Here is a 15,518-nt window from a genome sequence, read left to right on the forward strand (position 1 = left end):
CCGTTGTTTCACTGATGGCCAATCGGTAAATTTACCGCTATTTTTGCCAACACTTCGCTGTGTAATATTACCGACGTTTGGCGATTTTATTGGTATATATTACATCGCTTTTTTGTTGAGTGCTGATAAGAGGATCCCATGTTTATTTATTGATGAAATCTTAATGCCCACTATTTCATCAAAAAAGAAAACCCGTAATCCTTGATGTAGAGTAGTTTATGTCTGAATTGGCCATGGACCAGGAGGGGGTGGTTTTTTCTCAGTGAGATGCATGATTTCACTAAGTTATGAAAAACAGGTGAAATATAAAGTCAGCCTGTTTCACCGAGTTTATATTTAAATTGTTGAACATTTTTTCATATGTCTATACAAATGGGGACGCTGTGAACTCATAAGGAAAATGAAAAGTGGATGCTGAACAGGAAATAAAAATCATAAATTTTGATGTTTTTCTCCCCTCCAGGCAGCGTTCACGCCTACGTTGGAAAGAGCTGCAGATCCTTTCCCTGCTGGTTAACCGGTCGCCTGAGTTGGTGAGCCGCTCAGAAATCATTGAGACTATCTGGAAAGGCACCTATTGCTCAGACTCGACAATAAATCAGACGATTAAGTCCATTCGCCAGAAAATTGGCGACACGGAGCATGCTCTCATCAGGACCATTCCCCGTCTTGGCTATAAGGTGGACGATAAAGCGATTTTTAAGTTTATATCATCAGGGGAATCTGCCGTCGCGACGAAGGTTATTCCTGGGAATGATGATGAAAATTTCAATAGTGATTTATCTGGGGGTAAATTAGATCATATGGCCGATAAAATTATTGAAAATGCGACGGTGTCGGAAGGTTATTCCCGCAAGGATCCGATATTAAGCGAAATGGCTTTGGATGATCCCAGGCAAAACACGCTAACGCCGGTGGGCCGAATATTGAAGTATCTGGCGGCGTTTATTGCGCTGTTGACAGTTTCACTTTTATCCTATGCTTTGGGCAGCCGAACCAGGCCTGCAATACAGCATGAGCAGCTAAACAGCCCTCGTATGGTCCTCTCTTTTTCATTAGACACCTCTCCTGGTGTTAATCCCCAGGCGCTGAACTGCGTGTATCTGGCGGGGAATGAAAAGGAAATGCGGGTTGAATGTAGGACTCGCTAGCAGGGAGTCCCTGTAAGCCGTTTAACACAAGATTATCCGGTAATTTTGTCATTATTCTCGTTCACACATCCTTTTTACCGCCACTACCCCCAAATTTCCGCCTCAGTGTGGTCGCCAGGTGCGTCTCTTTGAAAGTCTATTATTTTTGTTTTATTACAATGTGATAGCGTTAATTCTAACGATCATCCTTTAGTGGTATTTCCACCGTTCCCCACGTTTTCCCTCACTGATTCCCTTGATCGCAATCAAGTTACGCCCGGCAGAGCATCAGTAGCCTTGGCCGCAGATTGAGCAATGTCACTTGGCAACTTCTTACAACAATATGCCCGTCGTCTTTCAAGCTGCGGCTTGAAACTCGTAGGGTAATGAGCCTTCAGGAGAACTCCGGATGAGCAAATTTCTAGATCGGTTCCGCTACTTCAAACAGTTGGCCGAACCTTTCTCTGGCGGTCATGGCCAAACGCTAAACACCAACCGCGATTGGGAAGACGGTTACCGCAGCCGCTGGCAGCACGACAAAGTGGTGCGTTCCACCCATGGCGTGAACTGCACCGGTTCCTGTAGCTGGAAAATCTATGTGAAAAACGGCCTGGTTACCTGGGAAACCCAGCAGACCGACTATCCACGCACCCGTCCAGATTTGCCCAACCATGAGCCCCGTGGCTGCCCACGCGGTGCCAGCTATTCCTGGTATCTCTACAGCGCCAACCGCCTGAAATATCCGCTGATGCGCAAACGCCTGATCAAGCTATGGCGCGAGGCTAAAGCCTTGCACAGCGATCCGGTTGATGCCTGGGGTTCGATTGTTTCCGATCCGGAAAAAGCCAAAAGCTACAAAGTGGCCCGTGGCCGCGGGGGTTTTGTCCGTTCCAGCTGGCAGGAGGTCAATGAACTGATCGCCGCCTCCAACGTCTATACCGCCAAGACCTTTGGCCCGGACCGCATTATCGGCTTCTCGCCGATCCCGGCGATGTCGATGGTGTCTTACGCAGCCGGTGCCCGTTATCTATCGCTGATTGGCGGCACCTGCTTGAGTTTCTACGACTGGTACTGCGATTTGCCACCGGCCTCGCCGATGACCTGGGGCGAACAGACCGACGTGCCTGAATCCGCCGACTGGTACAACTCCTCGTATATTATTGCCTGGGGCTCCAACGTGCCGCAAACGCGCACCCCGGATGCCCACTTCTTCACCGAGGTTCGCTACAAGGGCACCAAAACCGTCGCGGTGACGCCAGACTACGCGGAAGTAGCCAAGCTATGCGACCAGTGGTTGAACCCGAAACAGGGTACCGATAGCGCCATGGCGCTGGCGATGGGCCACGTGATGCTTAAAGAGTTCCATCTGGATCGTGAAGTTGGCTATTTCCGCGACTATGTACGCCGCTATACCGACATGCCGATGCTGGTGCTGTTGGAACCACGTACCGAAGGTTATTACGCCGCTGGCCGCCTGCTGCGCGCCGCCGATCTGGTGGATGGCCTTGGCCAGGAAAACAACCCCGAGTGGAAGACCGTCGCGCTGGATCAGACCAGCGGTGAACTGGTGGCGCCGCAGGGCTCCATCGGTTTCCGTTGGGGCGAGAAGGGCAAATGGAACCTGGAACAGCGTGAAGGTAAAGCCCAGCAGGATGTAGAGCTGCAACTTAGTATGCTAGGCAGCCATGATGAGGTGATTGACGTTGGCTTCCCTTACTTCGGCGGTGCCGAGAGTGAGCATTTCAACAGCGTGGCGCTGGACGAAATCCTGCTACACAAGCTGCCGGTAAAACGCCTGCAACTGGCAGATGGCAGCCAGGCGCTGGTGACCAGCGTCTACGACCTGACGCTGGCTAACTACGGCCTGGATCGTGGTCTGAATGATGCCAACTGCGCCAACGGTTATGACGAAGTCAAAGCCTATACGCCAGCCTGGGCAGAACAAATCACCGGCGTATCGCGCCATAACATCATCCGCATTGCGCGCGAGTTTGCCGAGAACGCCGAGAAAACCCACGGCCGTTCGATGATTATCGTTGGGGCCGGTGTCAACCACTGGTATCACATGGACATGACCTACCGCGGGTTGATCAACATGCTGATCTTCTGCGGTTGCGTTGGCCAAAGCGGCGGCGGCTGGGCGCACTATGTCGGCCAGGAAAAGCTGCGTCCGCAAACCGGTTGGACGCCGCTGGCCTTTGGTCTGGATTGGCAACGGCCTGCGCGCCATATGAACAGCACCTCGTTCTTCTACAACCACTCCAGCCAATGGCGCTATGAGACGGTTGGCACCGAAGAGCTGTTGTCACCGATGGCGGACAAGAGCCAGTTTGCTGGCAGCCTGATCGACCTGAACGTGCGTGCCGAGCGCATGGGTTGGTTGCCATCGGCACCGCAACTGGACACCAACCCGCTGCATCTGGCCGCTCAGGCCAAAGCTGCCGGTCAGACACCGCTGGACTTCACCGTGCAGAGCCTGAAACAGGGCAACGTCCGCTTTGCCGCCGAACAGCCGGATAACCCGCAGAACTTCCCGCGTAACCTGTTCGTCTGGCGCTCCAACCTGCTGGGCTCCTCAGGCAAGGGGCATGAATACATGCTCAAATACCTGCTGGGGACCGAGAATGGCATCCAGGGCCAGGATCTGGGCCAACAGGGCGGCGTAAAACCGCAGGAAGTCGAGTGGTTGGATAACGGCGGCGAAGGCAAGTTGGATCTGGTCGTGACGCTTGATTTCCGCATGTCCAGCACCTGCCTGTATTCCGACATCGTATTGCCAACTGCCACCTGGTACGAGAAAGACGATATGAATACCTCGGATATGCATCCGTTTATTCATCCGCTGTCTGCGGCTGTCGATCCTGCCTGGGATTCCAAGAGCGACTGGGAGATCTACAAGGGTATCGCCAAAGCCTTCTCCGAGGTGTGCGTTGGCCACCTGGGCCAGGAGACCGACATCGTCACGCTGCCGATCCAGCATGACTCCGCCGCCGAACTGGCACAGCCCTACGGCGTGAAAGATTGGAAGAAAGGCGAGTGCGAGCTGATCCCGGGCAAAACCGCGCCACACATCTTAGTGGTAGAACGCGATTATCCCGCGACCTACGAGCGCTTTACCTCACTTGGTCCGCTGCTGGACAAGCTTGGCAATGGGGGTAAGGGCATCAGTTGGAACACCCAAACCGAAGTCGACTTCCTGAAAAAGCTGAACTACGTGAAGACCGAAGGCCCGGCAGTAGGGCGGCCTAAGATCGAAAGCGCTATCGATGCAGCGGAGGTGATCCTCTCGCTGGCACCGGAAACCAATGGGCAGGTGGCGGTGAAAGCCTGGCAGGCGCTGAGCAACATCACCGGGCGCGATCACACCCATCTGGCGCTGAACAAGGAAGACGAAAAAATCCGCTTCCGTGATATTCAGGCCCAGCCGCGCAAGATCATCTCCAGCCCAACCTGGTCTGGCCTGGAAGACGAACACGTCTCTTACAACGCCTGCTACACCAACGTGCATGAGCTGATCCCATGGCGCACCCTGAGTGGCCGCCAACAGCTGTATCAGGATCACGAGTGGATGCGTGCCTTCGGGGAAAGCCTGCTGGTTTATCGCCCGCCGATCGACACTCGTGCCGCGCAGCCGTTGTTGAACAAAAAGCCAAACGGCAACAAAGAGAAGGCGCTGAACTTCCTGACGCCGCACCAGAAGTGGGGCATTCACTCCACCTACAGTGACAACCTGCTGATGCTGACCCTGTCACGCGGCGGGCCAATCGTCTGGCTGAGTGAGGACGATGCCAAAGATCTGGGCATTGAAGACAACGACTGGATCGAGGCTTTCAACGCCAACGGCGCGCTCACCGCCCGTGCGGTGGTCAGCCAGCGTATTCCGTCGGGCATGACCATGATGTACCACGCGCAGGAACGTATCGTGAATATTCCAGGCTCGGAAATCACCAGCCAGCGCGGTGGGATCCACAACTCGGTGACCCGCGTGTGCCCGAAACCGACCCATATGATCGGCGGCTATGCCCAGCTGGCCTACGGTTTTAACTACTACGGCACCGTCGGCTCGAATCGCGATGAGTTTGTGGTGGTGCGCAAAATGGACCATATCGACTGGTTAGACGGCGAAGGTAACGACTACGCTCAGGGCAGCCAGCAGGAGAAAGCCAAATGAAAATTCGTTCGCAAGTTGGCATGGTGCTCAACCTGGACAAGTGCATCGGTTGCCATACCTGTTCGGTGACCTGTAAGAACGTCTGGACCAGCCGCGAAGGCATGGAATATGCCTGGTTCAACAACGTGGAAAGCAAGCCGGGCATCGGCTATCCCAACGCCTGGGAAGATCAGGATAAGTGGAAGGGCGGCTGGATACGCAAAATCAACGGCAAGCTGGAGCCGCGCATGGGTAACCGCGTTGGCCTGCTGTCGAAGATCTTTGCCAACCCGGATGTTCCCGCGCTGGACGATTATTACGAGCCGTTCGATTACGACTACCAGAATCTGCATACCGCTCCGCAGGGCAAGCATCAGCCGATCGCCCGTCCGCGCTCGCTGATCACCGGCCAGCGGATGAACAAGATCGAAAGTGGCCCAAACTGGGAAGAGATCCTCGGCGGTGAGTTCGACAAGCGTGCCAAAGACAAAAACTTCGACAACATGCAGAAGGCGATGTACGGCCAGTTCGAAAACACCTTCATGATGTATTTGCCACGGCTGTGCGAGCACTGCCTGAACCCGGCCTGTGTGGCGACTTGTCCGAGCGGTGCGATCTATAAACGCGGCGAAGACGGCATTGTGCTGATCGATCAGGATAAATGCCGCGGCTGGCGGATGTGCCTGACCGGCTGTCCGTACAAGAAAATCTACTTCAACTGGAAGAGCGGCAAATCCGAGAAGTGCATCTTCTGCTACCCAAGGATTGAGGCTGGCCAGCCGACCGTTTGTTCGGAAACCTGCGTGGGGCGTATCCGCTATCTCGGCGTGCTGCTGTACGATGCCGACCGCATTGAACAAGCGGCCGCTACAGAGAACGATAAAGACCTGTATCAGAGCCAAATGGATATCTTCCTCGATCCGCACGACCCGGCGGTGATTGAGCAAGCGCTGAAAGACGGTATCCCGCAAGGGGTGATTGAGGCTGCGCAGCAGTCGCCGGTTTACAAGATGGCGATGGACTGGAAGCTGGCGCTGCCGCTGCACCCGGAATATCGCACCTTGCCGATGGTGTGGTACGTGCCGCCGTTGTCTCCGATCCAGTCGGCTGCCGATGCCGGTGAGTTGGCCCATAGCGGCGTGTTGCCTGATGTCGAAAGTCTGCGCATCCCGGTGCAATATCTGGCGAATCTGTTGACCGCCGGGGATACCGCTCCGGTGCTGTTGGCGCTGAAACGGATGTTGGCGATGCGCCACTACAAGCGGGCAGAAACCGTGGATGGCGTGGTGGATACCAGCGCGCTGGAGCAGGTGGGGCTGACAGAGGCGCAGGCGCAAGAGATGTATCGCTATCTGGCGATCGCTAACTATGAAGACCGTTTCGTCGTGCCTTCCAGCCATCGTGAGCTGGCGCGCGAAGCCTTCCCGGAAAGCAAAGGCTGTGGCTTCAGCTTTGGCGACGGTTGCCACGGCAGCGACAGCAAATTCAACCTGTTTAACAGCCGCCGCATCGATGCCATCGACGTGACGCAGAAAACCCCGCGCAAGGAGGATGCTTCATGATCGCTGTGCGAATTATTGCCCGCCTGCTGGATTATCCTGAGCAGGAACTGTTTGACCATCAGCAAGAGCTGGTGGAAGCCCTGGAAACAGCCTGCGAACTGGATTTGCATCATAGTGCCCAGCTGATTCTGTTTATCCGGCGCTTCTGCGCCCGTCCGTTGCTGGACGTGCAGGCGGAGTATTGCGAGCTGTTCGATCGTGGCCGTGCGACTTCACTGTTGTTGTTTGAGCACGTTCACGGTGAATCCCGCGATCGCGGCCAGGCGATGGTCGATCTGATGGCGCAATACCGCGAAGCCGGGCTGGAGATCGACAGTCGCGAGCTGCCGGACTTCCTGCCGCTGTATCTGGAGTATCTGGCGAGCTGCAACAAAGAGGATGCTCAGGGCGGATTGCAGGATATCGCCCCCATTCTGGCTCTGCTGGGGGCTCGCTTGCAGCAGCGTCAAAGCCCGTATGCGGTGCTGTTCGATCTGCTGCTGGTGCTGTCTGCTAGTGGTGTTGCAGCCAAAAGTTTGCAGCCACAAGTTGCCGGTGAAACACGTGACGACACGCCACAGGCGCTGGATGCCGTCTGGGAAGAAGAACAGATCAAGTTTTTGGGTGAGCAGGGCTGTGCTTCGGCTCAGCAGGCCACTCACCAGCGGCGCTTTGCTGGGGCGGTAGCGCCACAGTATCTGGATGTGGGTTCAATGACCACGGCAACCAAAGGACGCTAATCATGCACTTTCTGACGCTTTTCTTCTTCGATATCTATCCGTATATCGCCGGGGCGATCTTCCTGATCGGCAGTTGGCTGCGTTACGACTACGGGCAATACACCTGGCGTGCTGGCTCCAGCCAGATGCTGGATAAAAAGGGCATGCGGCTGGCCTCCAATCTGTTCCATATCGGCATTCTCGGCATTTTTGCCGGGCATTTCCTCGGGATGCTGACGCCGCACTGGATGTATGAATCTTTCCTGCCGATCGCCGTGAAGCAGAAAATGGCGATGTTTGCCGGTGGGGCCTGTGGCGTGATGATGTTGGTGGGCGGTGTGCTGTTATTAAAGCGCCGTCTGACCAACCCACGTATCCGCGCCACCAGTAGCGTAGGGGATATCCTGATCCTGACGTTGCTGGTCGTGCAGGTGTGCCTGGGGCTGTTGACCATTCCGTTCTCTGCTCAACACATGGACGGCAGCGAGATGCTGAAGTTGGTCGCCTGGGCGCAAGCGGTGGTGACCTTCCATGGCGGTGCGGCTCAACACCTGGAAGGGGTTGCACTGATATTCAAGATCCATATCGTGCTCGGCATGACCCTGTTCCTGATATTCCCGTTCTGCCGCCTGGTGCATATCTGGAGCGTGCCGGTGGAATATCTGACTCGCCGCTACCAGTTGGTGCGTAACCGCCGTTAATTCCCCGCGTTACCCAGCGGCAAGGTCCTTGGACGTTGCCGCTGTTCTGTTTTCCCCGCATCAATACCCTTTTACCGTTGATTCAGACATTGATTTTGGCCTGCCTTAGCCTCCCAGGACCTGGCCAAACAGCTTATTCTTATAGATCTCTTTTCGGCGTTGATCTAGGCTGTGCCATTAGGTTAACGGCATGGTTTACCAGGTTAGTTAAGCGAACGGAATCAATCAGTAAAAATTCCTGTTAGGATTTTGATTATGCTGATGTTAAATAAGGGCTAGATCAAAAGAGCGTAAATAGTTTGATTAATTACGCTGGATGCTAAGCCAAACGAGTTAGGGATAAGCAGACTGAACACCTATGACCATAGATAACCTGTCCCACCCCGTCCTGCCGCTGAAAATCATCGCGACCGGCGCAGCTTTGCCTCCCGGCTGCATCGAATCTTCGGCGTTGGATCGGCAATTGAAAAAACCCGTTGGCTATGTAGAAAAACGCTCGGGGATTATTCATCGCTTTCATGCCAGTGATCAGGCCAGCCAGGCCGAACTGGCCGTCGCCGCATTGGATGACGCGCTGGCTCGCCATGCTATCCCGCGTGACTCGATAGATCTGTTGATCTCGGCCTCGGCCATTGCCGTACAGGCATTGCCCTTTAGTGCCGCGCATATTCTTAAAATCGCCGGCTTACCCTCAGGCACCGCCGGTTTTGATATCAATACCAGCTGCGTCAGCTTTATTAGCGCATTGCAGGTGGCGGCTGGGCTACTCAACGCAGGCGTTTACCGGCGTATTGCCATCGTCTCTGCCGATATCGCCTCGCGCGGTATCGACTGGGAAGATGAAGAGTCCTCACTGATTTTTGGTGATGGTGCCGCCTGTGCCATTGTGGAACGCGGCGATGGGCGCAGCGGGATTCTGTCCTACCTGATGGAAACCTACCCGGAAGGCAGCGATCTGTGTGAAATCCGCGCCGGTGGCACACGCCGTAACCCGCGTGCCGGGATGAACGACAGCGATTTTCTGTTCCATATGAAGGGCAAGCAGCTGTTCCGCCAGGCTTCGGTGCTGATCGAAGGCTACCTTGAGCGCTTGCTGAGCGCCGCAGGGCTCACCTTGCCACAAATCGCCACCGTGGTGCCGCATCAGGCCAGCCATCTCTCGCTGGAACATATGCGCAAAAGGCTGCATGTAGCGCCAGAGGCGTTGGTGGATATCTATCGTTACCGGGGCAACCAGGTGGCAGCATCAATTCCTTCCGCGTTGCATGAGGCGGCGATCACAGGCAGGCTGAATGCCAATCAGCCGGTAATGTTGATCGGTACCGCTGCCGGGCTGACCCTGGGCGGCATGGTTCTGCTGCCATGAAAGTCTTGGTAACCGGAGCGACCAGTGGGTTAGGGCGCAATGCGGCCGAGTGGCTGTTGGCTGCCGGACATCAGGTGCATGCCACCGGGCGTGATGAGGCCGTTGGCCGTGAGTTGGCGGCACTGGGGGCAAAGTTTACCCCGTTGGATCTGACCCGTGCCGGGATGGAACAGTGCGAACAGTTGATGAGGGGTTATGACATCGTCTGGCATTGTGCTGCCAAATCTTCCCCGTGGGGCGATCGCAAGGCGTTTTTCCAGGCCAACACCTACGTTACGGAAAAGCTCGCCAAAGCTGCCGGGCGTTGCGGGGTGAAACGCTTTATCCATATCTCGACGCCAGCGATCTATTTTGATTTCAAACATCATCACAACATCACCGAAGGTGAGCCTGCCCGCCGGTTTGCCAATCATTACGCTGCCAGCAAGTATGCTGCCGAACAGAGCATTAGCGCGCTGCTGCATCGCTATCCGCAAACCACTTATCTGATCCTGCGTCCGCGTGGCCTGTTTGGCCCGCATGACCGAGTGATCGTACCCAGGATACTGGCCCAGATGCAGCGTGACAAAGGTGCTCTGCGCCTGCCCGGTGGCGGTAAAGCCTATCTGGATCTGACCTTTGTGCTCAACGTAGTGCATGCAATGGATCTGGCCAGCAACCGGCCGAATTTGTCTTCCGGCGGCATTTATAACATCACCAACCAACAGCCGCAGCGGCTGGAGGATATGCTGCACCAACTGCTGGCCCAGCAGCTAGGCTGGCAATATCGGGTGCAGGCATTGCCTTACCGGCTGTTGTGGGCGGTGGCAGGGGGCATGGAATTGATAGCCCATTTTACCGGCAAAGAACCGATGCTGACGCGCTATAGCGCGGCAGCCGCCTATTTTGATATGACGCTGGATAACGGCCGCGCGATTGAAGAGCTGGGTTACCGGCCACGTTATAGCCTGGAGCAGGGGATTGAGCTGACCGGGCAATGGATGAAACAGCAGGGGATGGCGGCGCATGGCTAACATCACCACCTTTGAAATCGGCTATTGCACCCACCTTGGCTGCATGGCGCTGCGTGGCTCGCCGATGCGTAGCTGCAAATTCCCCTCCCGTGCCTACCTGTTGGAGGTGGGCGAGCGTCGCTGGCTATGGGATACCGGTTATGCCAGCTATTTCCAACAGTACACCGCCAGCGGTATTTTCCGGTTGTATAGCCAGATCACCCCGGTTTATTTCAGCCCACAGCAGGCACTGCTTGAGCAGTTGCGTAGCCGGGGTGTGAGCGTGGGTGATATTGAGGCGGTGATTATTTCCCATTTTCATGCTGACCATATCGCTGGCCTGCGTGATTTCAGCAGCCTCAACATGATTTGTTCCGGTGAGGGCTGGCAGCAAACTCGAGAGCTGCGTGGCTTTGCCGCCCTGAAGCGGGCGTTTATACCGGGGTTGATCCCCGAAGAGTTTGAATCCGCATTGCAGTTTGTGGAGTCATTCACGCTACAGAGTCTGCCAGCCGAACTGGCACCGTTCCAACAGGGATATGCACTACCGGGCAGCGATGGGCAAATCCTCATTGTGCCTCTGCCAGGCCATGCTGCGGGACACCTTGGTGCCTTTGTCCAAACCGACGCGGGCTGGACGCTGCTGGCAAGCGATGCCGCCTGGTCGCCGCTGAACTACCAGCAACTGCGTGGCCCTTCGCGGTTGGCGAACCTGATCATGGATAATCCGCGTAGCTACTACCAAACCCTTGAAGCACTCAACCAACTGCATCATGGCGGCGCGGCGGAGATCCTGTTGTGCCATGAGGGGGATTTATGATCCCGCTGATGACGCTGTGGCACTATCTGCGAGCGCGCAGGCTGCATTTCACCGAACGGGCAGAACTGGAGGCTTACCAGGCGCGTCAGTTAAAACGCTTTGCCCGTCGGGTATTGGCGTATAGCCCCTATTTCCGGCCATACTGTCTGTTACCTGTGGGCGAATGGCCAGAAATGGACAAAGCGATCATGATGACGCATTTTGATCGGATGAATACCGCCGGGCTACAACTTGAGGCGCTGTTGGCCTGTGCCAGGCGCAGCGAAACCGATCGCGACTTCACCCCAAAAGTGGGCAAATACAGCGTAGGTCTATCGACCGGCACCTCCGGGAGACGCGGCGTGTTTGTGGTCAGCCCGCAGGAGCAGCAGATCTGGGCTGGCGGCATGCTGGCAAAAATGCTGCCGCAAGGGGTGTTTGCCGGTGAGCGGGTCGCGCTGTTTCTGCGTGCGGACAACAATCTGTATCACAGCGTCAACAACCGCTGGTTGAGCCTGACATTTTTCGATCTGTTTGCACCCTTTGCCGAGCACTTACCGCAGATTGAACGGGAGCAACCCACCATCGTGGTCGCACCTGCGCAGGTATTGTGCGCGTTGGCTCATGCGGTCGAGCGGGGCGAGTTACAACTACAGGTGAAAAAGGTGATCTCGGTGGCCGAGGTGCTGGAGCCGCAAGATCGTCAACTGATAAAGCGGGTATTTGCCGACGTGGGTGAAGTCTATCAAGCCACCGAAGGTTTTCTGGCTGCCACCTGTAGCCACGGCACCTTGCATCTGAACGAAGAGTTTATTCACGTGGAACCACAGTGGATCGATGAGCAGCGTTTTACCCCGCTGATCACCGATTTTACCCGCCGTACGCAGCCGATCGTACGTTATCGGTTGGATGATATTCTGGTACGGCGTACGGAGCCTTGCCCGTGCGGCCAGGCCAGCATGGCGTTGGAGCGGATTGAAGGGCGCTGTGACGATCAACTGTTGCTGCCAGGATTGCAGGGCGCAGCGCAGCGAGTCTTTGCCGACTTGTGCCGCCGGGTGATTGCCAACGCGTTGCCCGCCGTGGCGGATTATCGCCTGACCCAGTTGTCTAGCCAACGGCTGCACCTGATGGCCGACTGTAGCCCCAAAGAATTGGTGGATTGCCAGCAGCAACTGATTGCGCTGTTTACCCAGCAGGGTATCGCGGTGCAGCAACTGGAATGGCAACTGACTGCACAGAGCATCATGCCGCAGTTCGATGCCAAACGCCGACGTATCGTACGGTTGCCGGAGGTGCCATGAAAGAGGTGATCTATCGCCTATGGCAAATGCTGCTGGGTTGGGGCTTTGTCGGCCTGATTTATAACAGCACTGACCGATGGCAAGGCGCTGGTTATCAGCTGACGCCGAGTTGGCTGGATCGCGCCATTCCCTTCAGCCCGCATGCTATCTGGCTATACCTGTCTTTTTTCCTGATTGTTCCGCTGTGCTATCTGTTGTGTCCGCTGAGCCGGATCAAATGGCTTAGAAGCTCAATGCAGCTTGCCGCTCTTGTTGCGGGGGCCATCTATCTGCTGTGGCCGACGACGATGGACTACCCGGTCGATCACGGCAGTTCACTCAGCTCAACCATGCTGGCGGCATTGATCGGCATTGATTCAAAACAAAACTGTTTACCCTCTTTGCATATAGCCTTGACGGCCCTGGCCGTGTGGGCCGTGGCGGACAGCCGGAAAAAATGGCGCAGCGTACTGTTGTCGGTTTGGGGATTGGCGATTGCCTTCTCTATTCTGCAACTGCGCCGTCACCTGTTGGTGGATTTGCTCAGTGGGGCGCTGTTGGCCATGGCCGTAGGCTATGCCTGCCAGCATGTTCGATGGATTGTCAGTGATTTTCGTCAGGGAGAACGACCATGACCGATCTGGTAATACCGATAATATTTATGCTGTGCGTGGTGCTTGGCGAAGCCCTGTGGCTGCAAAAGCGCAACCGGGGCAGCGTTGATTGGCACGATGTGATCTTCAACCTCAACTCCGGGCATATCATGCTGTGGCTGTTCCGGGGGCTGGAGATCTTCTGCTATGGCTATGTGGCGACCCATTACAGCCTGGGCCTGGTAGATAGCTGGCCGGTCGCGCTGGTGTGGCTGTTTGCCCTGCTGGCGTGGGACTTTGGTTTTTACTGGTTACACCGTCTGCATCACCGTTTCCGCCTGCTGTGGGCTGTGCATGTGGTGCATCACCAGGGCGAACACTTCAATCTGTCGTTGGGCGTGCGTAACTCTTGGTATTCGTCATTAACGTCGATCCCGTTCTTTATGCTGCTGGCGTTGGCCGGTGTGCCGCTTTCGGTGTTTATTACCGTTTCGATCCTGCACTACGGCATTCAGCTGTTTAACCATAATGCGCTGACCCCAAAACTGGGCTGGCTGGAAAAAATCTTCGTTACCCCGGCGCACCATCGGGTGCATCACGTCAACGATCTGGCCTATTCCAACCGTAATTTTGGCGGCAGCTTTATCTTCTGGGACAAGCTGTTTGGTACCTTTGGCCCGTCGCTGCCAACCGAGCCTTTCGCCTATGGCGTACGCGGGGAGAAATCATCGGTTAACCCGTTCTGGGCCAGCAATCAGCCGTTTTTACGTTACTTCAAACTGCCTTTCAAACCCTCGGCCAATAGCGTCCGTTTCCGCAGTTCCGCCTGGTGCATGGTGAGTGGTGCGTTGCTGCTGTTCGCCCTGGTGCTGGGCTACGTGTATCGCTTCGGTTACGGCTACAACGGCCTGACCGGCGAGCAGGCTGTACTGTTTATGCTGTTGGCGGTAGGCGCGGTGGCGCTGGGTGGGATTGCCGAAGGCCGTAGCTGGGGCGTCAAGGTCTGGTTACTGGTGGCGTTGGCCGCTCCACTGCTGTTGCTGCTGGCGCTGGGTTGGCACCAACCTTACTGGTGGCTGATGACCTGTGGCATTGCCGTGCATGGCTGCGCCGTCGCCGCTGGCTGGGGACGCCAGAAGGAGGCTGTACATGGTTGAACCGTTGCCGCCACTCTCTTTCCCTGCGGATGGGGAACAGGCGTTTCATCGTGAACTGAAACGCCGGGCCCATGCTTATCTGAGCGGCCGTAACGATCACCGCTTTGCCGATGTGGCCCGTTGGGTCAAGGCGATTGTCCTGCTGTTGCTATGTGTCGGGTTCTATCTGCTTAGCCTGATGCAGCAGCAGGGGCTGGCGTTTATGCTGTGCTACTTTGCCTTTGTCATGATGGGCATGTTGCTGAACGTCAACGTCAATCACGACGCTTCGCATAACGCGTTTGCCCGCACTCCTTGGGTGAATCGCCTGGCGGGGCGTTTGGTGACGATCCCGCTGGGGGTCGATCCGGACTATTGGCGGACACGGCACGTCAGCTATCACCATGTGTATGCCAACGTGGAACATTACGATCTGGACACCGAAGAGAACGGCTTTTTCCGCCAGACGCCGTTCCAGCAATGGCGAGCGCACATGCGCTATCAGCACCTTTACTGGCCGCTGATTGCCGCCTTGTCGCTGCCCTATATCGCGCTGGTGTTTGATTGGTCAGACCGGTTGGGCAAAACCCCGTTGGCCGCCGAGGGTGTGCTGGCCGGGCGCAAGGGCTGGGCGGTGTTTATTGCCAGCAAGCTGTGCCACCTGTTAGTGGTGCTGGTTATTCCCTTGGTGGTTTGCCAACAACACGGCATCGGCTGGCAAACGGTGCTGATCGCTTATCTGTTGAGCCAGATGCTGGCCTCGCTGCTGGTGGTGTTCTTACTGCTGGGTACTCACTGGGCGCAGGCTGAGTTTTACGCGGTGCCAGAAGGAAGCCAAATGCCGCAGGGCTGGTATCGGCACAACTTTGCCACCGCCTGCGACTGGGAAACCTCGCCGAAGTGGTTGCACCATCTGACCGGCGGGCTGAATTATCATCTCACCCATCATCTGTTCCCCGGCTGGAATCACCGCCATTATCCGGCGCTGGCCGCCATCCTGGCTGAACTCGCGCCACGCTATGCCATGGATTATCGCTGCATCGGCTATCGCGAACTGTTGCAACAGCAGCAACGCTTCCTACGTACGATGGGGCAACCGCCACGATGA

At 56.1% G+C, this 15,518-nt stretch carries 12 protein-coding genes; all 12 read left to right on the plus strand.

Annotated elements, in window-relative coordinates; translation table 11 throughout:
- Positions 1 to 407 precede the first annotated feature (407 nt).
- A complete protein-coding gene (locus ACX9GU_RS10720) occupies positions 408 to 1,151 on the plus strand; it encodes a winged helix-turn-helix domain-containing protein (protein WP_473194739.1) in 744 nt (247 codons plus the stop codon).
- Positions 1,152 to 1,539: 388 nt separating this feature from the next.
- Positions 1,540 to 5,301, plus strand: coding sequence for a nitrate reductase subunit alpha (locus ACX9GU_RS10725; protein WP_473194740.1), 3,762 nt, complete (start codon positions 1,540 to 1,542; stop codon positions 5,299 to 5,301).
- Positions 5,298 to 6,842 (plus strand): nitrate reductase subunit beta, encoded by a 1,545-nt coding sequence (narH, locus tag ACX9GU_RS10730; RefSeq protein ID WP_021805674.1) that lies wholly within the window; start codon positions 5,298 to 5,300, stop codon positions 6,840 to 6,842. Before ACX9GU_RS10725 ends, narH begins: the two co-directional genes overlap by 4 nt.
- The gene (gene narJ / locus ACX9GU_RS10735) at positions 6,839 to 7,561 is read left to right on the plus strand and encodes a nitrate reductase molybdenum cofactor assembly chaperone (RefSeq protein WP_473194741.1); all 723 of its coding nucleotides are present in this window, start codon (positions 6,839 to 6,841) and stop codon (positions 7,559 to 7,561) included. Before narH ends, narJ begins: the two co-directional genes overlap by 4 nt.
- 2 nt (positions 7,562 to 7,563) lie before the next feature.
- Entirely contained in the window at positions 7,564 to 8,241 is a 678-nt protein-coding gene (gene narI / locus ACX9GU_RS10740; RefSeq protein ID WP_024485415.1) for a respiratory nitrate reductase subunit gamma, read from the plus strand.
- Positions 8,242 to 8,599: 358 nt separating this feature from the next.
- The gene (locus tag ACX9GU_RS10745; RefSeq protein ID WP_473194742.1) at positions 8,600 to 9,607 is read left to right on the plus strand and encodes a 3-oxoacyl-[acyl-carrier-protein] synthase III C-terminal domain-containing protein; all 1,008 of its coding nucleotides are present in this window, start codon (positions 8,600 to 8,602) and stop codon (positions 9,605 to 9,607) included.
- Positions 9,604 to 10,620 carry an NAD-dependent epimerase/dehydratase family protein gene (locus tag ACX9GU_RS10750; RefSeq protein WP_473194743.1) on the plus strand — a complete coding sequence of 339 codons (1,017 nt, stop codon included), beginning with the start codon at positions 9,604 to 9,606 and terminating at the stop codon, positions 10,618 to 10,620. The genes ACX9GU_RS10745 and ACX9GU_RS10750 overlap by 4 nt, the downstream gene beginning before the upstream one ends.
- Complete coding sequence (locus tag ACX9GU_RS10755) at positions 10,613 to 11,419, plus strand: MBL fold metallo-hydrolase (RefSeq protein ID WP_473194744.1); 807 nt, start codon at positions 10,613 to 10,615, stop codon at positions 11,417 to 11,419. The genes ACX9GU_RS10750 and ACX9GU_RS10755 overlap by 8 nt, the downstream gene beginning before the upstream one ends.
- Positions 11,416 to 12,702 carry a F390 synthetase-related protein gene (locus tag ACX9GU_RS10760; protein WP_473194745.1) on the plus strand — a complete coding sequence of 429 codons (1,287 nt, stop codon included), beginning with the start codon at positions 11,416 to 11,418 and terminating at the stop codon, positions 12,700 to 12,702. The genes ACX9GU_RS10755 and ACX9GU_RS10760 overlap by 4 nt, the downstream gene beginning before the upstream one ends.
- On the plus strand, positions 12,699 to 13,316 hold the full coding sequence (locus ACX9GU_RS10765; RefSeq protein WP_473194746.1) for a phosphatase PAP2 family protein: 618 nt from the start codon (positions 12,699 to 12,701) through the stop codon (positions 13,314 to 13,316). The genes ACX9GU_RS10760 and ACX9GU_RS10765 overlap by 4 nt, the downstream gene beginning before the upstream one ends.
- Complete coding sequence (locus ACX9GU_RS10770) at positions 13,313 to 14,431, plus strand: sterol desaturase family protein (protein ID WP_473194747.1); 1,119 nt, start codon at positions 13,313 to 13,315, stop codon at positions 14,429 to 14,431. The genes ACX9GU_RS10765 and ACX9GU_RS10770 overlap by 4 nt, the downstream gene beginning before the upstream one ends.
- Complete coding sequence (locus ACX9GU_RS10775; RefSeq protein ID WP_473194748.1) at positions 14,424 to 15,518, plus strand: fatty acid desaturase family protein; 1,095 nt, start codon at positions 14,424 to 14,426, stop codon at positions 15,516 to 15,518. The genes ACX9GU_RS10770 and ACX9GU_RS10775 overlap by 8 nt, the downstream gene beginning before the upstream one ends.

The organism is Serratia sp. K1WW1, from assembly GCF_055790865.1.